The sequence below is a fragment of the Shewanella sp. 10N.286.51.B8 genome, assembly GCF_041469325.1.
Lineage (GTDB): Bacteria > Pseudomonadota > Gammaproteobacteria > Enterobacterales > Shewanellaceae > Shewanella.
Genome location: NZ_JBFRKG010000007.1, coordinates 143,794 through 167,521, shown reverse-complemented (window position 1 = coordinate 167,521; position 23,728 = coordinate 143,794). Strand labels below are relative to the sequence as shown.

At 42.6% G+C, this 23,728-nt stretch carries 18 protein-coding genes and 2 tRNA genes; 2 read left to right on the top strand and 18 right to left on the bottom strand.

All coding sequences use genetic code 11. The annotated features are described in order from the left end of the window. Window positions 1-163: 163 nt before the first annotated feature. On the bottom strand, window positions 164-1,069 hold the full coding sequence (nlpI, locus tag AB4160_RS03545) for a lipoprotein NlpI (RefSeq protein WP_372003649.1): 906 nt from the start codon (window positions 1,067-1,069) through the stop codon (window positions 164-166). Window positions 1,070-1,232: 163 nt separating this feature from the next. Continuing rightward, a complete protein-coding gene (pnp, locus tag AB4160_RS03540) occupies window positions 1,233-3,335 on the bottom strand; it encodes a polyribonucleotide nucleotidyltransferase (RefSeq protein WP_102439556.1) in 2,103 nt (700 codons plus the stop codon). Window positions 3,336-3,700: 365 nt separating this feature from the next. Between pnp and AB4160_RS03535 the strand changes: the two genes are divergently transcribed. After that, window positions 3,701-5,737 (top strand): putative bifunctional diguanylate cyclase/phosphodiesterase, encoded by a 2,037-nt coding sequence (locus tag AB4160_RS03535; protein WP_372003647.1) that lies wholly within the window; start codon window positions 3,701-3,703, stop codon window positions 5,735-5,737. Between the two features lie 113 nt (window positions 5,738-5,850). Here the strand turns inward: AB4160_RS03535 and rpsO are convergent, their stop codons facing one another. From rpsO to rlmE, 14 genes are all read right to left on the bottom strand, one after another. After that, a complete protein-coding gene (gene rpsO, locus AB4160_RS03530; RefSeq protein WP_076542867.1) occupies window positions 5,851-6,120 on the bottom strand; it encodes a 30S ribosomal protein S15 in 270 nt (89 codons plus the stop codon). Between the two features lie 177 nt (window positions 6,121-6,297). Further along, window positions 6,298-7,242 (bottom strand): tRNA pseudouridine(55) synthase TruB, encoded by a 945-nt coding sequence (gene truB / locus AB4160_RS03525; RefSeq protein WP_102520105.1) that lies wholly within the window; start codon window positions 7,240-7,242, stop codon window positions 6,298-6,300. Continuing rightward, complete coding sequence (gene rbfA / locus AB4160_RS03520) at window positions 7,242-7,667, bottom strand: 30S ribosome-binding factor RbfA (protein WP_102439559.1); 426 nt, start codon at window positions 7,665-7,667, stop codon at window positions 7,242-7,244. The genes truB and rbfA overlap by 1 nt, the downstream gene beginning before the upstream one ends. A gap of 59 nt (window positions 7,668-7,726) precedes the next feature. Then, the gene (infB, locus tag AB4160_RS03515) at window positions 7,727-10,357 is read right to left on the bottom strand and encodes a translation initiation factor IF-2 (protein ID WP_102477160.1); all 2,631 of its coding nucleotides are present in this window, start codon (window positions 10,355-10,357) and stop codon (window positions 7,727-7,729) included. Between the two features lie 25 nt (window positions 10,358-10,382). After that, window positions 10,383-11,882 (bottom strand): transcription termination factor NusA, encoded by a 1,500-nt coding sequence (gene nusA, locus AB4160_RS03510; RefSeq protein ID WP_076542863.1) that lies wholly within the window; start codon window positions 11,880-11,882, stop codon window positions 10,383-10,385. Between the two features lie 29 nt (window positions 11,883-11,911). Further along, on the bottom strand, window positions 11,912-12,367 hold the full coding sequence (gene rimP / locus AB4160_RS03505; RefSeq protein ID WP_076542862.1) for a ribosome maturation factor RimP: 456 nt from the start codon (window positions 12,365-12,367) through the stop codon (window positions 11,912-11,914). Window positions 12,368-12,537: 170 nt separating this feature from the next. Next, a tRNA-Met gene (locus AB4160_RS03500) sits at window positions 12,538-12,614 on the bottom strand. Window positions 12,615-12,688: 74 nt separating this feature from the next. Then, window positions 12,689-12,774: transfer RNA gene (locus tag AB4160_RS03495), tRNA-Leu, on the bottom strand. A gap of 124 nt (window positions 12,775-12,898) precedes the next feature. Beyond that, on the bottom strand, window positions 12,899-13,222 hold the full coding sequence (gene secG / locus AB4160_RS03490) for a preprotein translocase subunit SecG (RefSeq protein WP_076542859.1): 324 nt from the start codon (window positions 13,220-13,222) through the stop codon (window positions 12,899-12,901). Between the two features lie 4 nt (window positions 13,223-13,226). Beyond that, complete coding sequence (gene tpiA, locus AB4160_RS03485; RefSeq protein ID WP_076542857.1) at window positions 13,227-14,009, bottom strand: triose-phosphate isomerase; 783 nt, start codon at window positions 14,007-14,009, stop codon at window positions 13,227-13,229. A gap of 151 nt (window positions 14,010-14,160) precedes the next feature. Continuing rightward, window positions 14,161-15,504: a phosphoglucosamine mutase gene (gene glmM / locus AB4160_RS03480; RefSeq protein ID WP_303460041.1), complete on the bottom strand. Its 1,344-nt coding sequence runs from the start codon at window positions 15,502-15,504 to the stop codon at window positions 14,161-14,163. Between the two features lie 79 nt (window positions 15,505-15,583). Further along, window positions 15,584-16,423 (bottom strand): dihydropteroate synthase, encoded by an 840-nt coding sequence (gene folP / locus AB4160_RS03475; protein WP_372003645.1) that lies wholly within the window; start codon window positions 16,421-16,423, stop codon window positions 15,584-15,586. A 135-nt stretch (window positions 16,424-16,558) separates the two neighbouring features. Next, window positions 16,559-18,520 carry an ATP-dependent zinc metalloprotease FtsH gene (gene ftsH, locus AB4160_RS03470; RefSeq protein ID WP_241901040.1) on the bottom strand — a complete coding sequence of 654 codons (1,962 nt, stop codon included), beginning with the start codon at window positions 18,518-18,520 and terminating at the stop codon, window positions 16,559-16,561. Between the two features lie 54 nt (window positions 18,521-18,574). Further along, window positions 18,575-19,204 (bottom strand): 23S rRNA (uridine(2552)-2'-O)-methyltransferase RlmE, encoded by a 630-nt coding sequence (gene rlmE, locus AB4160_RS03465; protein WP_055023704.1) that lies wholly within the window; start codon window positions 19,202-19,204, stop codon window positions 18,575-18,577. Window positions 19,205-19,294: 90 nt separating this feature from the next. Here rlmE and yhbY point away from each other — a divergent pair, with 90 nt between their 5' ends. Next, entirely contained in the window at window positions 19,295-19,594 is a 300-nt protein-coding gene (gene yhbY / locus AB4160_RS03460) for a ribosome assembly RNA-binding protein YhbY (RefSeq protein ID WP_076542846.1), read from the top strand. A 132-nt stretch (window positions 19,595-19,726) separates the two neighbouring features. Here the strand turns inward: yhbY and greA are convergent, their stop codons facing one another. Both greA and carB read right to left on the bottom strand, forming a co-directional pair. Beyond that, window positions 19,727-20,203 (bottom strand): transcription elongation factor GreA, encoded by a 477-nt coding sequence (greA, locus tag AB4160_RS03455; protein ID WP_076542843.1) that lies wholly within the window; start codon window positions 20,201-20,203, stop codon window positions 19,727-19,729. Between the two features lie 277 nt (window positions 20,204-20,480). Then, entirely contained in the window at window positions 20,481-23,705 is a 3,225-nt protein-coding gene (gene carB, locus AB4160_RS03450) for a carbamoyl-phosphate synthase large subunit (RefSeq protein ID WP_102437919.1), read from the bottom strand. Window positions 23,706-23,728 lie beyond the last annotated feature (23 nt).

Genomic DNA, 23,728 nt, shown 5'->3' with positions numbered 1-23,728 from the left:
GTTTACTTGCCCTAGCATAATAAAAAGGCGCAAATTATAGCGTTTCCCATCTAGGTTGGCTAGGTAAACTCACTTAAACCCAAATGGTGATGGTTTAAAAAACTCAAAAACCCAAAAGGCTAATGCCGATGCATTAGCCTTTGTGCTGAGCTAACAATTATTATTAATTAGCAACTGTAGATTGTTCAAGTATTTGCAGCGCTTGGGCTAGCTCTATTCTGGCATAACGATGTTCAACAAAATCATAAATATTTGTTGCCAAGCTTAAGCGATAATAATCCGCTGCCAGTTGATAATCTTTTTGCTCCACCGCTTTTTTAGCTAGGTAGAAATAGGCTTCACACAGACGCTCAGCATACTCCTGAGGTTGAGTCAGGTTGACTTTAGCTGCATCAAAAACTTGCTCTTTAGTCAGCTTACCAAGGTAATAATCAATGATGACTGAAGACCACGCCTGATCGTTAAGCGATTGGCGGTTAGTTAATAGCTCGGCTTGCGCTGCTTGCTGATCTGTCGGCACTTGCACTAGGTATAACCACAAAGCACGATAACCATCAGCAGGTGCTTGGGCCAAAAATGTGCGCATATCTTCAGTGGCTAACTCATAGCGTTTACCGTAATACAAAGCAATACCACGGTTGAGATAAGCATAATCGTATTGGGGGGATAACTCTAAGACCCCATCAAAAGACTCATAAGCAGGTTCAAACTCGCCTTCTTGGGTGTAATAAATCCCTAAGAAATTATATGCATCAGCAAGATTAGGTTGTAATTTTATCGCTTGGTGAAAATCAATTTTAGCTAGTAGTCGTAGGCCAACACTATCGTAGATAACACCACGGTCATAATGAAAGCGTGCTCGTTGCTCAGTGGTTAATTCCATAGAGGCTAAAATGTCATTGAGCTTAGCTAAAGTGACTTCTAACTTGTAATCAGGCACTTTGGGAGAAACCATCACTTTGCCTGACGCTGCGCTATTATCATTGCCTGAAAGTGAAGCACAACCTGACAATAACATACTGGCACCGACACATAATGCTACCACAGTGGTCCGTAATTTATGTTCCATTTAAATACCTTATCAGGTTCTATAGTTAGTTTGCATCATATCAACCAATAGCGCCAAGGGCTACGCAGTTAAAGATAAATTTATCATTGGCTAAATTTTGCCAATAAAAAAGGAGAGCCTTAGCTCTCCTTTATCGATTAGATTAACTGAGTTAATCTAACAACTATTCTGCAGCAGGTTCTGCTTTAGTAACAGCTTCTTTGATAGAAAGTCTTACACGACCTTGACGGTCAACTTCCATCACTTTAACGTCAACTTCTTGGTTCATCTCAAGGTGGTCAGAAACGTTAGCAACACGCTCTTCACTGATTTGAGAAATATGAACTAAGCCATCTTTACCAGGTAAGATGTTAACGAATGCGCCAAAATCAACGATACGGATAACTTTACCTTTGTAGATACGGCCGACTTCAACTTCAGCAGTAATCTCTTCGATGCGACGGATAGCTTCTTTAGTTGCTTCACCATTTGAAGAAGCAATTTTAACAGTACCGTTGTCATCTAATTCAATTGTTGTACCGGTTTCTTCAGTAAGTGCACGAATAGTTGCACCACCTTTACCGATAACGTCACGAATTTTTTCAGGATTAATCTTGATAGTCGTAATACGTGGAGCGTGATCAGAGATATCTTCACGTGCGCCACCAATTGCTTGGTCCATCACGTTAAGAATATGAACACGAGCGCCGTATGCTTGTTGCAGAGCGATATCCATGATCTCTTGAGTGATACCTTCAATCTTGATATCCATCTGCAGAGCAGTAATACCATCACGGGTACCAGCTACTTTAAAGTCCATGTCACCTAAGTGATCTTCATCACCTAAAATGTCAGAAAGAACAACAAAGTCGTCGCCTTCTTTAACTAGACCCATTGCGATACCAGCAACTGAACTCTTGATTGGTACACCCGCATCCATTAATGCTAATGAAGTACCACAAACAGAAGCCATAGAGCTTGAGCCGTTTGATTCAGTAATTTCTGAAACAACGCGGATGCTGTATGGGAATTCTTCAGCTGAAGGCATAACGGCATTCATACCACGCCAAGCTAGCTTACCGTGACCGATTTCGCGACGCTTAGGTGAACCTACCATGCCAGTTTCACCAACTGAGTATGGAGGGAAGTTGTAATGAAGCATGAAGCGGTTAGTACGCTCGCCCATGATGCTATCAATTTTCTGTGCATCACGTTCTGTACCTAAAGTACAAGTAACTAACGCTTGAGTTTCACCACGAGTGAATAATGAGCTACCGTGAGTACGTGGAAGTACACCAGCAAGTACATTCAATGCGCGAATCATATCTGGTTCACGACCGTCGATACGTGGCTTGCCACTGATAATACGACCACGAACAATGTTCTTCTCTAAGCTACCAAGTAAGTTATCAACTTCACGTTGATCAACATCTGCGTTTTCAGCAACTAATGCCGCTTTTGCTGCTGCTTTAACAACACCAACTTGCGCATAACGATCTTGCTTAACTTCAATTTGGTAAGCTTCAGTCATGCCAACTTCAGCTAAATCTTTAATTTTAGCAACTAAGTCTTGATCTTGAACAGGAGCAGTCCAATCCCAAGTAGGCTTGCCCGCTTCAGCTTTAAACTCAGCAATCGCATCAACCACAACTTGTTGTTGATCGTGACCGTAAGTTACCGCGCCTAGCATGATTTCTTCAGCAAGTGACTTAGCTTCAGATTCAACCATCAATACAGCGCTTTTAGTACCTGCAACAACAAGATTTAAGTCGCTTTCAGCAACTTGATCTACTGATGGGTTAAGTAAGTATTCACCGTTGATATAACCAACACGTGCAGCACCTAATGGTCCATTGAATGGAATACCAGAAATAGCCAGCGCTGCTGAAGTACCAATCATAGCCACAATGTCTGGCTCAATTTGTTGGTCTACAGAAACAACAGTAATAATGACTTGGACTTCGTTTTTAAAACCGTTAGGAAATAAAGGACGAATTGGACGGTCGATTAAACGAGCAATAAGCGTTTCGTCTTCATTTGGACGACCTTCACGCTTAAAGAAACCACCAGGGATCTTACCAGCAGCGTAAGTCTTCTCTTGGTAGTTAACTGTTAGTGGGAAGAAATCACGGCTTAAATCCGCAACTTTTTTACCAACTACAGTAACAAGGACAGTTGTATCGCCCATGCTCGCTAGTACTGCAGCATCAGCTTGACGTGCAATAACACCTGTTTCTAAGGTGACAGTATGTTGACCATACTCAAAACTCTTTACAATTGGATTCACGTGACCCATTCCTTAATTATTGACCTTTAAATTACGCGCACAAGTATACTTCAATTTTTTATAATAGTTAAAGGTCATCGCCATATCAGTCTAAAAAATAATTTATATTTTGCCTTTTAAGGTCGATATGGTTATATGAATTCTTATCTCATGGCAATATAAAATGATAATAACAATGCCCTGGCCGAAAAATAGGCTTTAATCCTTGGGCTAAACGCTATACTTAATGACTTTTTGAACAAATTTATCTACAGTGAAAGGTAGAAAATACCTAACAATAACAAGCAGGTTTTTTAGGTAATTTAAGATTTTGTTAGCCCGCCAACAAAAGTAAGCTCAACGTTATTGCAAATGGAAATAAAATAATGCCGCCACAGTTTAAGTCTTTGACATGGAAGCAAACAAATTTAGTGGTGTTCACAGCATTATTTTTTGCTATTGCTATTTTTATTGTCGAGCTTGCACTGGTTGTTATTACCACCAAACAGCAAATCCAGGCCTCCCAGCAAGAACTCGTCAATTCTGTTGAACAAACCATATCTAATGTGGTGTGGGCTTTAGATGACAAACAGACCCAGCAAAACTTAGAAGGTATTGTAAAAATTGATGATATTCGTTCTGCTATCATCACCTTAGATGACAATTCCTTGTATGTTGAAGCAAGTCATCAGGCCAAACGATATCCAACTTACTATGACAGTTTGAGTTACTTGCTCTTTGATGAGTTAAAGGAAATCTCACGACCTTTGTATCGACCGCACTATTTTGAGGGCGATAAAAAACAGCAACAAATTGGCACCTTATCTATCCATTACGATATTCAAGCAATGACCAATAATTTGTTTAACCGACTTCAGTTAAGTTTTATCGCCACCTTAGCCAGAGCCTTATTGCTCACTTTAGTGCTCACGATTGTGTTTCACCGATTCCTCACTCAGCCAATCGCGCAGATCAGCGAAGCCATTGATAACATTGATCCTGAATTACCGGATGAAAACCTCATTCCCATAACCTGTGCCCATAAAGATGACGAGCTTGGACTTGTCTCCACAAAATTAAATCAAATCTTATTGCAGTTCAGTCAGGCTCAAAACAAATTACGAAAAATGGCCACCCGAGATCCTCTCACTAATTTGCCCAATAGAACCCTATTACTTGAAACATTAAGTGTCACCATACAACGTGCGCGCGTTCACAAACGCCAATTCGCACTGTTATTTATTGACCTCGATAGATTTAAAAATGTAAATGACTCTTTAGGGCATACTATCGGTGATCAATTCCTTGTAAGAATAGCCCGAATTTTAGAATCGGGCATCGCTGATAAAGGCAGCGTGGCCCGCCTAGGAGGTGATGAGTTTGTTATCGTTGCAGATGATATAAAAACCCCGCAACACGCCGCTGATTTCGTTGAACAGCTGTTAAAGCAACTCAATATGCCAATACAGCTGAATGAGCATACGATTCACCCTGCGGCCTCGATTGGTATTGCGATATACCCTGAAGATGGCCAAGGCGCTGAGGATCTTATCCGGCACACCGATATTGCCATGTATAGCGCTAAAGCTGCGGGTTCAAACCAGTGGGCCTTTTTCAAGCAGCAAATGACCGAACATGCCGCACTTAGATTAAAAACCGAGGCCTCTTTACACAATGCGCTTAAGCGAAATGAATTTAGGCTTTATTTTCAGCCCAAATTAGATCTTAAAACTAATGAAATTGTCGGCTGTGAAGCCTTAATCCGCTGGCAAAAAGACGGCAAACTTGTGCCACCCATGGCGTTTATTCCTATCGCTGAAGAAACTGGCATTATCATTCCCATCGGCAGATGGGTTATTGAACAAAGTTGTAAGCTGCTCCGTGAGTGGGAGAAAAAATACAATCGCGTCATTCCCATTGCGGTAAATGTCGCTTCACAGCAGTTTGCTGATGCAAGCTTGGTATCCGATATCAAACAATTGGCGCTACGTTATCAAATTCGCCCCGAGTTATTGGAAATCGAAATAACCGAAACATCACTGATGAATGATATCACTCAAGCCATCGCTAAACTCGAACAACTTAAAAGTGCCGGTTTTGGTATTGCCGTGGATGATTTTGGTACCGGCTATTCATCTTTGTCTTATTTACGCCGTTTGCCTATTACCACAATGAAAATCGACCGCTGCTTTGTCTCTGACTTACCCCATGATGGCGCCATCGCCTCCACTATTCTAATGCTAGGGCAACAGCTAAATCTGGATATTGTTGCAGAAGGGATTGAAAACCAAGCGCAGCTGGCATGGCTACAACAACATCATTGCCAAGTTGGTCAGGGGTTTCTATTTAGTAAACCTTTACCACAAGACGAGTTTGAAGCGCGCTATTTTGGTGAGCAGCAGGTAAAGGTAGAGCAGGCGTAAACAAGAATGCTAGTTAAACTACATTTATTTTAGCCAATAAAAAAGGAGGCATAGCCTCCTTTTTTACGGTTTGATCTACTTACCGCAAGCAATAAGCAAATTAAACGTCGTTATTAACGACGTAAACCTAACTTCTGGATTAGAGCAGTATAACGAGCTACGTCAGTACGCTTAAGGTAAGCAGTAAGCTTACGACGTGCGCTAACCATACGTAGTAGACCACGACGTGAATGGTGATCATGGATGTGCTCTTTGAAATGACCTTGTAGATGGTTAATCTGTGCAGTCAATAAAGCTACTTGTACTTCAGTTGAACCAGTGTCGTTTTCACAACGTGCGAATTCAGCTACGATTTTAGCTTTTTGTTCATTACTTAGTGACATAAATATCTCCAGAAAAAATTAAATTATCTCAAGCCGATCACTAACTCAGCCTGAGGGCGCGATATATTAACCGAAAGCGCAGCTTACCGCAATAAAAAATCTGCATATCCGACTGCGGCAATCTTGCCACAGTAAAATATACAGATTGATATAGATTAAACTAACAAGTTAGAGCCACTACTCTTGACTGTGGTCAACCACTAATCTTTTGGGTGCGAGTAAGCCATCATCATTTTTAAAGCCAATGCCAATAAACTTTCTTGACTCACCTAAAGTGATCCGTAGAAGTTGATCATCTAGCACACCTTCAGCCTGAACAGGTTGGCCTTGTAAAATATACTGAGCACTGGTCTCAGGTAAATTTACTTCAGCAAAGTTCGCGACCGCGGTATCCATTGGTAATAGTAATGGGTCTAATACATCACTTGAAGGTATTTCAGACTTTTCAGCCTCATCTACCATCGCCATCAATTGCTCTAAGGTCACCATTTTTTCATATGGATAGTCAGCAACTTGAGTACGTCTAAGCATAATGACATGAGCCCCACAGCCTAGCATTTCCCCTAAATCATCAACGATGGTGCGAATATAAGTACCTTTAGAACAATGAATGTCTAAGGTTAACTCATCACCTTCTAAGCCGACGTATAGCAACTCAAACACATTAATTGGTCGGGCTTCACGGGGGACTTCAATGCCTTCACGTGCATATTTGTATAAAGGCTGACCTTGATACTTTAATGCCGAATACATAGAAGGAACTTGCATGGTTTTACCACGAAAGTGTTCAAGTGACACTTCAAGCTTTTCTTGGGTAAAATTGACAGGTCTTATCTGCACAACTTCACCGTCAGAATCACTGGTATCAGTTCTTTCACCTAACTTGGCCGTCACTAAATAACGCTTATCAGCATCAAGTAAATGTTGAGAAAACTTGGTTGCTTCACCTAAACAAATAGGTAGCATCCCGGTTGCCAATGGATCCAAAGCGCCAGTATGGCCGGCTTTGTTAGCTTGGTAGAGACGTTTGACACGTTGCAAAGCATGGTTAGAACTGATGCCAGTTCCTTTATCTAATAGCACTATGCCATCAATAAAACGCCCTTTGCGACGACGAGCCATTAGTCTTTTCCTTCTGTATTTTCTTCAGCGTCAGTTGATTCTTCAGAACCAAACTTTTCTTGCTTTGCCTTATCACTCGTAATCACTTGGCTTACTAAGTTAGACATACGCATACCTTCAACTAATGAACTGTCATAGACAAAACGTAGTTCAGGCATAACACGTAGCTTCATGCGGCCAGCAATTAGTGTTCTGATGTAAGGAGCTGCTGCAGCAAGTGCTTCGACTTTTTGATCGACTAATTCACGATCTTCTTCAAAGAAGGTCACAAATACTTTTGCATAGCTTAAATCTCGTGACACATCAACATCGTTTACTGTAACAAAACCGATGCGAGGGTCTTTCATATCGCGCTGTAACACCATAGCAAGCTCTTGTTGCAGCTGCTGCGCGATTCGACGAGTACGACTAAATTCTTTTGCCATAATATTGTTACCATAGCCTTATATAAATAAAAAAGGCGGCTTACGCCGCCCTTTCTGTGTTACAGCGTTCGGGCCACTTCGACCGTCTCGAAGACTTCAATCTGATCGCCCACTCGGACGTCATTGTAGTTCTTCACACCGATACCACATTCCATGCCGTTACGAACATCAGCAACGTCATCTTTAAAGCGTCGTAATGATTCTAGCTCACCTTCGTATATAACCACGTTGTCACGTAGTACACGGATAGGAGCGCTACGCTTGATGGTACCTTCGGTAACCATACAACCGGCAATTGCACCAATCTTAGGCGACTTAAATACATCACGAACTTCTGCCAGACCAATGATTTGTTGCTTGAATTCAGGAGCAAGCATGCCCGTCATCGCCGCTTTAACTTCATCAATCAAGTCGTAGATAACGCTGTAGTAGCGTAAATCAACACTTTCAGAATCGATAGTCTTACGCGCTTGTGCATCTGCACGCACGTTGAAACCAACCATGATGGCATTTGAAGCTGCAGCTAGCGTAGCATCAGTTTCAGTTAATGCACCAACGCCACGAGCGATGATATTAACTTTAACTTCATCAGTAGACAGTTTAGCTAATGATTCACAAATTGCTTCAAGTGAGCCTTGAACGTCTGCTTTAAGAACGATGTTAAGTTCTTGCACTTCGCCTTCGGTCATGTTCGCGAACATGTTTTCAAGCTTAGATTTTTGCTGACGTGCTAGTTTAACATCACGGAATTTACCTTGACGATAAAGTGCAACTTCACGTGCTTTACGCTCATCACGAACAACTGTTGCTTCATCACCAGCTGAAGGTACACCTGAAAGACCTAAGATCTCTACAGGGATTGATGGACCAGCTTCAGTAATTGCTTTACCGTTCTCGTCTTTCATTGCACGGATTTTACCGTACTCAAGACCACATAGAACGATATCGCCTTGGCGTAAAGTACCTTCTTGAACAAGTACAGTAGCAACTGGGCCACGACCTTTATCCAATTTAGATTCAATAACAACACCAGCAGCCATACCTGAACGGTCAGCTTTAAGCTCTAATACTTCAGACTGAAGTAAAATGCCTTCAAGTAATTCGTCAATACCGGTACCCGCTTTAGCCGAAACGTTTACGAACATGTGTTCGCCGCCCCAATCTTCAGACATAACACCGTGTTGAGCTAATTCACTCTTAACACGCTCTGGGTCAGCTTCTGGCTTATCCATTTTGTTCACTGCAACGATTAACGGCACGTTACCAGCTTTAGCATGTTGAATCGCTTCGATAGTTTGCGGCATAGCACCATCGTCTGCAGCCACAACCAAAATAACAATATCAGTTGCTTTAGCACCACGAGCACGCATTGACGTAAACGCCGCGTGACCAGGAGTATCTAAGAAAGTGATCATGCCATTTTCAGTTTCTACATGGTATGCACCAATATGCTGGGTAATACCACCGGCTTCACCGTCAGCAACTTTGGCACGACGAATGTAATCAAGTAATGAAGTCTTACCGTGGTCAACGTGACCCATGATGGTAACGACTGGAGCACGAGTCTCTAGTACCACATTTTCTTCATCACGATCACCAAGTACTTGATGCTCTAATTCGTTTTCACGAAGAAGAATAACCTTATGACCCATTTCTTCAGCAACCATTTGTGCTGTTTCTTGGTCTAAGATTTGGTTAATGGTAACCATAGAGCCCATTTTCATCATCTGCTTGATGATTTCAGTGGCTTTAAGAGACATACGTTGAGCAAGTTCAGCAACAGATACTGTTTCACCGATACGTACTTCGCCTTTAACCACAGCAACAGGTTTGTTGAAACCATGTGCCATAGATTCAGGAGCAGTGCTCTTGTTACGTGCAGCATTGCTACGGTTATCACGACCGCCTTTGCCACCACGTTTCTTGTTAGCATTCTTGTTACGTGCACGACGGCCACGTTTTTCATCGTTAGCATCTGAAGTATCTTCAGCAGCACGCGCCGCTTTAGAGGTAGTCACATGGTGATCACCGTTCTTTTCAGCTTCAATACGTTGACGCTCTTCTTCAGCCCAACGCTTTGAGTTTTCTTCAGCTAACTTGCGAGCAGTTTCAGCAGCTAATGCCGCTTCTTCTTCTTGCTTTTTCTTTAATGTCGCTTCTTGAACCGCTTTAAGGCGATCAGCTTCTACTTGCGCAGCAGCAGACTCAGGATCTTCAGCTTTAGCTGCTTTGGCTTTAGCCGCTTCAGCTTCTTTCTTCGCTTTAGCTTCTGCATCTTTTTTCGCTTTCGCTTCTGCGTCCGCTTTAGCCTTAGCTTCTGCAGCAGCTTTCGCCGCAGCTTCTGCTTCTTGCTGCTTTTGCGCTGCTAGTTCAGCTTCTTTCGCTGCATCGCTATCGTCACGTTTAACAAAAGTACGTTTTTTACGTACTTCAACTTTAACGTCTTTAGATTGCCCGCCACCGGCATTAACACTGAGTGTTGAAACGGTTTTGCGTTGTAATGTCATTTTTTGCGGCGCTTGATCGCCACCGTGTTGCTTTTTCAAGTGATCAAGCAATGTTTGCTTTTCAGCTTCTGAAACTGAATCAGCTTTGGTTTTCTTGATCCCTGCGTCGGCAAACTGTTCAATCAGTCTGTCTACATTTTTGCCCACTTCCGCGGCCAATTTATCTATACTTGTATCTGCCATCAATTAAATCCCCCTGTTGATCGACTTATGCTTCTTCGCCAAACCAACAGATATTACGGGCAGCCATGATGAGCTCACCTGCTTTTTCTTCTGTCAATTCTTCAATATCAATTAAATCGTCAATGCCTTGTTCCGCTAAGTCTTCTAAGGTAATTACACCCTTACTTGCAAGAACATATGCTAAATGCTTTTCTAAACCATCTAACGCTAATAAATCTGCAGCCGGTTCAGCACCATCAAGTGCTTCTTCTGACGCTAATGCTCTAGTTGAAATCGCCGCTTTTGCACGTTCGCGTAGCGCAGTTACGATGTCTTCGTCAAAACCATCAATGTCTAATAATTCTGTTTCAGGTACGTAAACAATTTCTTCTAAAGACGTAAAGCCTTCTTCTGCAAGTACTGTTGCAAAATCTTCGTCAACTTCAAGTGTTTCAACAAATAAGTTAACGATTTTAGCGCTTTCAGCCTGATGCTTCTTGTTAAGGTCTTCAACAGTCATTACGTTTAATTCCCAGCCTGTTAACTGAGTCGCTAAACGTACGTTTTGACCATTACGACCAATCGCTTGTGCTAGGCTGTCTGCTTCAACAGCAATGTCCATTGAGTGGTTGTCTTCATCAACAATAATTGAAGCAACATCAGCAGGTGCCATTGCGTTAATAACGTATTGTGCTGGATTGTCATCCCACATAACGATATCAACACGCTCACCACTTAACTCATTTGAAACAGCTTGAACACGTGCGCCACGCATACCAACACAAGCACCGATAGGATCGATACGTTTGTCATTGGTTTTCACGGCGATTTTAGCGCGAGCGCCTGGGTCACGTGCTGCACCCATGATTTCAATCACTTCATCTAAGATTTCAGGTACTTCTACTCTGAATAACTCAATGATCATTTCAGGCTTGCTACGCGTTAAAAATAACTGCGCACCGCGAGCTTCTGGGCGAACTGCATAAAGTAAAGCACGTACACGGTCACCAGGACGGAATGATTCACGGCTAATGATGTCTTCTTTGTAAATAACACCATCAGCATTATTACCTAGATCAACAACAACGCTTTCACGGGTGCTTTTCTTAACGACACCAGTAACAATCTCGCCTTCACGTTCAATGAACTGTTCAACGATTTGAGCGCGTTCAGCTTCACGTACTTTTTGTACGATAACTTGCTTCGCGGTTTGCGTCGTAATACGGTCAAACACAACTGAATCGATTTCATCTTCGATGAACTCACCAGGTTGAATTTCTGGATTTTCATATCGCGCAGCTTCAAGTGTGATTTCGCTGTAAGGGTTTTCTAAAGCTTCACCTTGATCATCGACAACCATCCAACGACGGAAAGTGTCGTAGTGGCCAGTTTTACGGTCGATAGCAACGCGAACTTCAATTTCGCCTTCATACTTTTTCTTAGTTGCAGTGGCTAGAGCAATTTCTAGCGCTTCGAATATTTTTTCACGCGGGACGGCTTTTTCATTTGATACCGCCTCTGCGACTAGCAGAATCTCTTTATTCATTATGTCTTGCCTCGTTCACCTTGAAACTATCAAAACTTCGCAATAATGTTGCCTTTGCGTACATTATCTAAAGCCACTATCAAATCTTCACCATCTACGTTTATCGTTAGCATTTGCCCTTCGATTGCCGTGATGACACCTTTTAAATTACGACTACCCGCTACTGGCATCGTCAATTGTACTTTTGCATCTTCGCCAATATATGCAGCGTATTGCGCTGCAGTAAATAAAGGTCTATCAACCCCAGGCGAAGAAACTTCTAATGTGTATTCTGTCGAGATTGGGTCTTCAACATCTAGAACAGCACTAACTTGACGGCTGGCTTCGGCACAATCTTCGATATTGACACCACTTTCACCATCAATAAATACACGTAATATTGAATGACGCCCAGCATGGACAAACTCAATACCCCAAAGTTGAAAACCAATAGCCTCAACAGGTACTGTCAGCATTTCTGTCAGTTTAGTTTCTAATGTTGCCAAAAATGACCCCCAAAAACGAAAAAAAGGGCATAAGCCCCAAAAAAGTCCGTATAATCACGGAGTTACCAAGCTCCATATAACAAAAAACCCCGTAATGACGAGGTCTTAATATAGAACCTTTTAATTGAAGAATGTTTTACGCAATTTCGTAAAATCAATCGACAATAAGCTGGTTGCGGGGGCCGGATTTGAACCGACGACCTTCGGGTTATGAGCCCGACGAGCTACCAAACTGCTCCACCCCGCGTCAACTTGCGCAATTATATTAACTTACGTCTTCTCTTGCAATGATTAATCCAATTAACTTTGATTAATCAAATTTGGTGCGGATGGTGGGACTTGAACCCACACGAGCATAGCTCACCACCCCCTCAAGATGGCGCGTCTACCAATTCCGCCACATCCGCATATGTAACTGTTACTATTTTCTATTAGCTAATCTGAGGTTAAGTTTGAGAGAGGGAAACTTAACTTAGCTAATAGAGACAAGACTTAATCGAAGCAAAAAACTATGTTGCCTCAATTTGTTGTTTAGTCTGGAATCTTTGTTTCAGTTTGAGTAGGAGCTTGTTCAACTTGCTCTACTGCAGAACCTAAATCATTCCATGCATCATCTTGCTTTGAATGGTTAGCACTTAAGTTACCTAATACTAGGCTTAAAGTGAAAAAACCAATCGCTAGCACAGCTGTGCTACGTGTCAGGAAATTACCTGAACCGCCTGAGCCAAATAGAGTTCCTGATGCACCAGCACCAAAAGAAGACCCCATATCAGCACCTTTACCTTGCTGAAGAAGGATTAGGCCAACAAGACCAATCGCAACAACCAAGTAAACTACAATTAAAACTTCATACATAATATTAAGCGCTCATCGCTATGGAACATAAACTTAAAAACTCGCTAGAGTTTAAGCTAGCACCGCCAATCAGTCCACCATCAACATCTGGCTGTGCAAAAATATCGGCTGCATTTGAAGGCGTAACACTACCACCGTACAAAATACGAATATTTTCTCCGATGAACGGCGACACTTCAGAAAGTCTTTGACGAATAAACGCATGGACTTCTTGTGCCTGCTCTGGAGTTGCACTCTTACCAGTACCTACAGCCCATAAAGGCTCGTAAGCAATAATGGCATTATCAAAAGCCATGGTGCCATTCTTTTCAATCACAATGTCTAACTCTTCGGCAATCACTTCAAAAGTACGTCTTGCTTCACGAGCTGGACCAGATTCACCAACACAAAGAATCGGCGTTAAACCATGTTTCTGTGCTGCAGCAAATTTCTCTGCAACGATATTACTTGTTTCGCCATACATACGACGGCGTTCGGAATGGCCGATAATCACATATCGACATCCTGAATCTTTTAGCATTTTACCGGAAACTTCACCAGTGTAGGCTCCAAAGTCATGCTGACTAAGGTTTTGTGCGCCCATTCTTACAAGCGCGCCATCTAAGGTTTGCTTATTTGCTTCAAGTAGTTGTCTTACACTTTCAAGGTAAATTGAAGGTGGACACAAAACTACTTCAGCAGAATCATTTTGGAGCTTTGTAGCGAACTTGCTGAATAACTCTTGGGCTAAAGCCGAACTGCCATTCATTTTCCAGTTGCCAGCTACCATAGGACGTCTGAGTGCCATTACTGTCTCCTTTCAAAGCGGCGTGAATAATAACGAACCACCAAACAAGTTACAATACCTAAGTTAGGAATAATTACTATAACGTGTCAGAGTGTTGTTTTTTTACTCGGTACGATTAAGTATTAATAAATAAACAATTAATATATAACATTTAGGATTTACTAACGCGTTGCACTGCATCAGCAATCTGTTGTGCAAAAGATGTGACCAATGCCACATCTTCACCTTCAACCATCACCCTTATTAAGGGCTCAGTGCCGGATTTTCTAAGTAAAACTCGACCGGTTTTACCTAATAGCTGCTCTACATGCTGCAGGGTAGTGATGACCGCTGACGCTGATAATGGATCAGTCTCACTATTAAAAGTGACATTAATTAATACTTGAGGCAACATTTTTAGCGGTTTAACCAACTGTGCTAACGATAATTGTTGCTGCTGCATTGCCGCTAACACTAAAATTCCCGCCACGATACCGTCCCCTGTCGTGCCGTGATCTAAATCGAGTATATGTCCAGAGCTTTCGCCGCCAATACGCCAGTGGTGTTGACGCATCAACGCCATGACATAACGGTCACCTACTTTTGAGCGCATAAAGGGGATATTCAATCTCTTAAGCGCCAACTCCAAGCCTAGATTTGACATCAAGGTGCCAACAACCCCGCCCTTCAAAGTGCCATTATTAAGCGCATTAGCGGCAAGCACATAAAGAATTTGATCGCCATCAATCACATTACCTTGATGATCCACCATCATGATCCTATCACCATCGCCATCTAAGGCAATGCCGACATCAGCCTGTTCTAGCAGCACTTGCTCGCATATTGACGCCATGGATGTCGCGCCAACATTGTCATTAATATTTAATCCATTAGGTTTATCACCAATGGTGATCACTTCTGCGCCAAGCTCTTTAAAAACACTAGGAGCAATGTGATATGTTGCGCCGTGAGCGCAATCAACCACAATTTTAAGCCCAGCTAAAGTCAGCTCAGCAGGGAAATGACCTTTACAATATTCAATGTAGCGCCCTGCTGCATCATCAATTCTTGCCGCTTTGCCCAATAAATGAGACTCAACACAAACTAAGTCTTTGGTAAGTTCATGCTCTATTTCTAATTCAAGCGCATCATCTAACTTACTGCCGTCAGCTGAAAAAAACTTAATACCATTATCGTAATAGGGATTATGGGAGGCACTAATAACAATGCCAGCTTCGGCCCTAAAAGTTCGGGTTAAATAAGCAATAGCTGGCGTCGGCATAGGCCCAACCAATAATACATTTAAGCCAGCGGCAGATAAGCCGGCTTCCAGTACGGATTCAAACAGGTAACCCGAAATCCGTGTGTCTTTACCGATAATCACTTTCTTGGTGCCACTGCGTGAAAGCACCCTTCCCGCTGCCCAGCCAAGCTTAAGAGCAAGCTCGGGGGTCATTTTACCCGCGCCGACCTTGCCCCTAATACCATCAGTTCCAAAAAATTGTCTTTGCTGCATGTGTACCTCTCAAAGTGAATTCATACCACTTGATAACGTAACCTAGGCAAAAAATGCATGTTTAAAATGACTGAAAAGGTTAGTTATGTAAACTTGCCATTGTCGCTGACATCACAGTGAGTGCATCCACGGTTTCTTCAACATCATGTACCCGTATAATTTGCGCCCCTTGCTGCGCCGCAATCATCGCCCCAGCAAGACTACCCGCTAAGCGATTATTAATATCACGCTGTAATAAATCCCCGATCATGCTTTTTCTTGATAAACCTACCAGCACGGGAAAATGCAAACTATGTAGTTCCGGTAACTTGGCTAACAGCTGATAATTATGCTCAAGAGTTTTACCAAAGCCAAAGCCTGGATCTAAAATGATATTTTCTCGAGACATACCTGCTGCTAAACAATAATCTACCCTTAGCGACAAAAAGTCATTAACTTGTTGGATAACATCGTCGTATTCTGGTGAGTCTTGCATATCTTTTGGTTGCCCTTGCATATGCATTAAACATACGGGCACATCGAGCATAGTTGCCATTGCCAGCGCGTCGGGCTCTTGTAGCGCACGAACATCATTAATAATATGGGCGCCAGCAGAAACTGCTTTTTCCATGACTTGCGGCTTACTGGTATCGATTGAAATCCACACATCATGGTTTTGGGCAGTATATTCGATGACAGGAATAACTCTAGCGAGCTCTTCTTCTAAAGTAACTGCTATAGCACCTGGTCTGGTTGACTCGCCGCCAATATCAACTATTTTAGCCCCTTGACTGATGACTTTATCAACTTGCTGACAAGCACTTTCAAACGTGGCATGTTGACCGCCATCAGAAAAAGAATCTGGGGTTACATTAATGATAGCCATAACAATCGGACTGGCTAGCGAGAGGGTTTTATCTCCCGATTTAAGTTCAAACACACAACCTCACTTATACTCAATTTAATGAGTTAGATAATATTTAACTCTATTAGCTGAATTAAAATACTTTTGTTCACAAAGCAATAAATATAAAAAAACCCCTTTCGGGGTTTTTTACGTTAATTTAACTCAGCGTTATTTAGCTGGCGCATCAGTATCTGGTGTCGATTCTGATTTATCATCTGCTTTATCTGCGTCTGCAGCTTCAGAGTCAGCTTTAGTCTCTGTCGTGTTTGCAGGCGTGCCTTTATCTTTATCATCAATTGAGTCATCAGCATCCCAATCGGCTGGCTGACGAACTTCGCGACGATTCATTAAATCATCAATTTGATCGGCATCGATGGTTTCAAATTTCATTAACGCATCTTTCATGGCATGGAGGATATCCATGTTGTCATTTAAGTAAGTATGCGCACGATCGTAATTTGAATCAATTAAGTGTTTTACTTCGGCATCGATGATACGGGCGGTATCGTCGGACATATGTTGGGTTTTACCCATACTGCGTCCTAGGAATACTTCGTTTTCATCTTCAGCATAAAGTACCGGGCCTAATTTTTCAGAGAAGCCCCACTGGGTCACCATGTTACGTGCAATTGACGTTGCATATTTAATGTCTTGTGAAGCACCTGTCGATACGCGCTCTGTACCGTAGATCATCTCTTCCGCTAAACGTCCGCCGTAGGCAACTGAAATTTGGCTTTCAAGTTTACGGCGACTTTGACTAATTGCATCAGCTTCAGGTAAGAAGAAAGTCACACCTAATGCACGGCCACGTGGAATAATAGTAACCTTATGCACAGGATCATGCTCAGGCACTAAACAACCAACAATCGCATGACCTGCTTCATGGTATGCGGTCATTTCTTTTTCATCTTCAGACATCACCATAGTGCGGCGCTCAGCACCCATCATGATTTTGTCTTTAGCACTTTCAAACTCTTCCATGCTCACTACGCGGCGATTACCCCGAGCAGCAAATAGCGCAGCTTCATTCACCAAGTTTGCTAAATCAGCACCTGAGAACCCTGGGGTACCACGAGCAATAACGCTGGCTTTGACACCATCTGCTAACGGTACTTTACGCATATGAACTTTTAAAATTTGTTCACGACCACGAACATCCGGTAAGCCAACAACCACTTGACGGTCAAAACGACCTGGACGTAGCAATGCAGCATCCAACACATCTGGTCTGTTGGTCGCAGCAATAACAATAATACCTTCGTTACCTTCAAAACCATCCATTTCAACCAGCATTTGGTTCAAGGTTTGCTCACGCTCATCGTGACCGCCACCAACACCAGCGCCACGTTGGCGACCTACAGCATCAATTTCATCGATAAAGATGATACATGGTGCAGACTTTTTAGCTTGCTCAAACATGTCACGTACACGTGATGCACCGACACCGACAAACATTTCAACAAAGTCAGAACCAGAAATAGTGAAAAACGGAACTTTAGCTTCACCAGCAATGGCTTTTGCAAGTAAGGTTTTACCCGTACCCGGTGGGCCAACTAAAAGAACACCGGTAGGAATGCGGCCACCAAGCTTTTGGAAACGGGTTGGCTCTTTTAGGTAATCAACCAATTCTTTTACGTCTTCTTTTGCTTCGTCACAACCTGCAACATCACCAAAAGTAGTTTTAATTTGGTCTTCGCTCATCAATTTGGCTTTACTCTTACCAAATGACATCGCGCCTTTACCGCCACCGCCTTGCATTTGGCGCATGAAGAATATCCACACACCAATTAATAACAGCATCGGGAACCAAGAGATAAAGATTTGGGTTAGGAAGCCTGACTCTTCAGCTTCTTGACCCTTCATTGAAATCCCTTTACGATCAAGATCATTGATTAAATCTTGGTCATACATTGGCATGATTGTAGTGAACTTCTCTCCAGAGCGTCTTACTCCTTCAATGGTACGTTGATCACTTTTAATTTCTACCGAATTGATATTGCCGTTTCGGACACTATCTAAGAATACGGAATAATCCATCTTCTGCGTTGACGAAGAAGAGGGGGAATAGCCCTGAAACACTGACATCAACACGACGGCGATGACAACCCAGAGAATTAAATTTTTTGCCATGTCACTCAAATTGTTAGACCTCTTGAAGACCCACGATAATTAATCGTTAGACTACTATAACTTGTAACCAGTCGCCACTATATAAACTTCACGTGAACGTGGTCGTGATGAATCTGGTTTGCGTGTTTTCACTGTTGTAAAAGCTTGTCGCACTGCTTTCATATATTCGTCAAAGCCTTCCCCCTGAAAAACTTTGACTGCAAAACTACCATTAGATGCCAAAACTTGATGACACATATCTAATGCTAATTCTACTAAATACATTGCCCTTGGTTGATCCACACCATCTGAACCACTCATATTAGGCGCCATATCTGATAGTACTACATCAACTTTATCTTCACCAACGCGGTCAAGTAAAGCATCAAGTACTTTTTCTTCACGGAAATCGCCCTGTAAAAAGTCGACGCCCACGATGGGGTCCATAGGTAAAATATCACATGCGACTAATTTACCTTTTTCTCCCACTAGTTTAACTGCAATTTGAGACCAACCGCCAGGCGCTGCGCCTAAGTCTACTACTGTCATACCAGGTTTAATTAATTTGTCTTTTTGTTGGATTTCTTCCAACTTGAATGCAGCTCGAGAGCGTAAACCTCGCTTTTGAGACAGTTTTACATAGTGATCATCAAAATGTTCTTGCATCCATCGGCTTGAACTTGCCGAGCGTTTCTTCGTTGCCATTTAAATTCCGTAACGATTTGGAGTTACATCATGCTTATATAAGGGTAGAATAGCCGTTTTTCAACAGTAACATTTAAAAAGTTGGTACAAATGAACTTAACAACCAAACAAAAACAGCATTTAAAAGGCCTGGCGCATAATTTAAAGCCTGTAGTGCTGCTTGGTGCTAATGGTTTGACCGAAGGTGTACTGGCTGAAATTGATAGTGCACTCACTCATCATGAACTAATTAAAGTGAAAGTAGGCTCTTCTGATAGAGAGCTTAAAAATGCTGTAGTTGACGCGATTATTCGCGAAACTCAATCTACCAAAGTACAGCTTATCGGTCACACCTTAGTTATTTTCCGTCAGTCTGCTGAAATGAAAATTGCCGTTCCAAAAGCAAAATAATTTCGTCAAACATCTGGGTTACTTAATATTAGTCGATTGTTGATTAACTGGTATTGAATATGACCTAAAAAAACCACTGCCATGCAGTGGTTTTTTTATCGCTATAGCAAACCAGTCTTAAGTCGTAACTTATTAAACGTATTCTACAGCGATAATTTCATATTCTGCGGTGCCACCAGGTGTGGTAATGGCAACTTCATCATCAAGGTTCTTACCAATTAATCCCCGCGCTATCGGTGAATTCACTGAAATAAGATTTTCTTTAATGTTTGCTTCATCATCACCGACGATACGGTAAGTTGACTCTGCATCGGTATCAACATTGACAATGGTCACTGTTGTGCCAAAAATCACTCGGCCATTGTTTGGCATTGATGTCACATCAATGATTTGTGCATTTGATAACTTGCCTTCAATATCACGAATACGTGCTTCACAAATACCTTGTTCTTCACGGGCTGCATGATATTCAGCATTTTCTTTCAAGTCGCCTAATTCACGTGCAGAAGCAATAGCTTCAGTAATGCTTGGACGACGCACAAATTTTAATTCATCTAATTCTTTACGCAGCTGTTCAGCTCCGATGATCGTCATAGGGACGGTATTCATAATGTCTTATGTCTCCTTTAAAAACAAAAGCACCCCGTGTCGACACGCATATCAACACAGTAAAATCTATATTATTAAACGTCGAGTCGTCATGCTCACATTCACTTATAGCGACATGTGGCAACAAAACAGTCTCGCGCGCTGAAGGGCTAGCAAATGATGATAGCTAAGCTTACATAAGCTTGCGAGTAGTTACTAGTGAGTGTCAAAAAATAGTAATAAAAAAGGCTGCATGACTGCAGCCTTTTTAACCGAATCGACGTTAAATTAAATATTATTAACTTTTAGCGATTCGTTCATGCAATTCTTGTACTGAATTGACGTTATTACGGTCATCTGCTGAATGCGCCATACAGGTAGCAAATGCAGCATTCAATGTTGTGGTGTAGTTCACTTTATAACGCAGTGCACCACGACGAATTTGACGAGAATCTTCAATCGCTTGACGCCCCTCAGTGGTATTAATGATGTAAGTGTATTCACCATTTTTAATACGGTCGAGAATATGTGGACGGCCTTCATGTACCTTGTTAACTAGGCGCGGATTAATACCTGCTTCACCTAGAATAACTGCAGTGCCATGAGTTGCATCAATTTGATAACCTAGCTCAATCAGTTCAGCTGCAAGTTCAGCCACACGCGCTTTATCACTGTTACGCACAGAAATTAATGCACGGCCAGACTTAGGTACTTCAGCTGTGGCACCAAGCTGGGCTTTAGCATAAGCTTCAGCAAAGGTTTCACCCACACCCATTACTTCACCTGTAGAGCGCATTTCAGGGCCAAGCATTGGGTCAACACCTGGGAACTTGTTAAACGGCAATACCACTTCTTTTACTGAGAAGTATGGTGGGATCACTTCTTTAGTGAAGTTCTGCGATGCTAAGCTTTGACCAGCCATTACACGTGCAGCAATCTTCGCTAGCGGGATACCGGTTGCTTTAGAGACAAATGGCACTGTACGCGCAGCACGAGGATTGACTTCAATCATGTAGATTTCGTCATCTTTAACCGCAAACTGAACGTTCATCAAACCAATTACGCCCAGCTCCATGGCTAATTTAGCCACTTGCTCACGCATACGGTTTTGAACATCTTCGCTTAAGCTGTATGGCGGCAACGAACAACCTGAGTCACCTGAGTGAACCCCCGCTTGTTCAATGTGCTCCATGATAGAACCCACAACCACGATTTCGCCGTCACAAACTGCATCGATATCGATTTCAATGGCATTATCGAGGAAACGGTCAAGCAATACTGGTGATGAGTTAGATACGCTTACTGCTTCATTGAAGTAGCGACGTAAGTCTTGCTCGTCATAAACGATTTCCATTGCGCGTCCACCTAATACATAAGATGGACGAACCACTAACGGGTAACCGATACGGGCAGCAGAAAGTACCGCACCTTCAACCGTTGTTACGGTATCGTTTTCAGGTTGCTTCATTTCAAGACGTTGAATCGCTTGCTGGAAACGCTCACGGTCTTCAGCGCGGTCAATGGCATCGGGGCTTGTACCAATAATCGGTACACCTGCCGCTTCTAGTTCACGTGCCAGTTTTAGCGGTGTTTGACCACCGTACTGTACGATAACGCCTTTTGGGTTCTCAATACGAACGATTTCAAGCACATCTTCAAAGGTCACTGGCTCAAAGTACAAGCGATCTGAGGTGTCATAATCGGTCGAAACAGTCTCAGGGTTACAGTTAACCATAATGGTCTCGTAACCGTCTTCACGCAATGCTAATGCCGCATGAACACAACAGTAATCAAACTCAATACCTTGACCAATACGGTTAGGGCCGCCACCAAGAATCATGATTTTTTCACGGGTTGATGGCGCGGCTTCACATTCTTCTTCGTAAGTTGAGTACATGTAAGCAGTGTCTGTGGCAAATTCTGCCGCACAGGTATCGACACGCTTATACACTGGGTGCATATCAAAGCGGTCACGAATTTTACGCACTTCGCTATCACTGACACCTAAGATGTGTGCTAAACGTGCATCAGAGAAACCTTTACGCTTAAGTTGCAGTAAGAAGGCTTCGTTAAGACCTGACATCCCCACTTCAGCCACTTTAGCTTCTTGGGCGATAAGATCTTCAATTTGGACTAAGAACCAATGATCAACATTAGTTAGCTTGAAGATATCATCACGACTTAGACCAGCGCGGAAGGCATCAGCAATGTACCAAATACGGTCACAACCAGGCTCTTTTAACTCATGACGAATTGTTTGCATTGCTTCAGGCGATGCAAGGTCAACAATCGGGTCAAAACCGTTACGGTTAACTTCAAGTCCACGTAATGCTTTTTGTAATGACTCTTGGAAAGTACGGCCAATGGCCATGACTTCACCCACTGACTTCATTTGCGTCGTCAAACGGTCATTAGCGCCAGCAAATTTTTCAAAGTTAAAGCGCGGTACTTTAGTCACAACGTAATCAATTGCAGGCTCGAATGATGCTGGGGTACGACCACCAGTAATATCATTCATTAGCTCATCTAAGGTGAAACCTACCGCTAATTTCGCGGCGATTTTAGCAATCGGGAAACCGGTTGCTTTAGAAGCTAACGCAGAAGAGCGAGAAACACGCGGGTTCATTTCAATAATGACCATACGGCCAGTGTTTGGACAAATACCAAACTGAACGTTTGAACCACCGGTTTCAACACCAATTTCACGCAGTACCGCTAAAGAAGCGTTACGCATTAATTGGTATTCTTTATCGGTCAGTGTTTGCGCTGGTGCAACAGTGATTGAATCACCGGTATGCACGCCCATGGCATCGAAGTTTTCAATGGCACACACAATGATGCAGTTATCATTGCGGTCACGAACCACTTCCATTTCGTACTCTTTCCAACCGATTAGTGACTCATCGATTAGCAGCTCGCTAGTTGGCGATAACTCAAGGCCTTGAGAACAAATGTCTTCAAACTCTTCTTTGTTATACGCAATACCACCGCCACTGCCACCCATGGTGAAAGATGGACGAATAATACACGGAAAGCCAACTTGGTCTAAAACACCGTAAGCTTCTTCCATTGTATGGGCAATACCAGCACGAGGACAGTCAAGTCCAATTGACTTCATTGCTGTATCAAAACGACTACGGTCTTCAGCTTTATCAATTGCGTCAGCTGTCGCGCCAATCATTTCAACGTTAAACTCTTCTAGTACACCTTCAGCTTCTAGCTGCAGTGCACAGTTAAGTGCGGTTTGGCCACCCATAGTTGGCAAAATCGCATCAGGTTTTTCTTTAGCGATAATGTTACGCACAACTTCCCAGTGAATTGGCTCGATGTATGTCGCATCAGCCATTTCTGGATCTGTCATAATGGTTGCAGGGTTAGAGTTAACTAAGATAACTCGATAACCTTCTTCACGCAGCGCTTTACACGCTTGTGCGCCAGAATAGTCAAATTCACAGGCTTGACCAATCACAATTGGGCCAGCGCCTAGGATCAGAATACTTTTAATATCAGTACGTTTTGGCATTGCTTATCTATTCTCCGAATGAC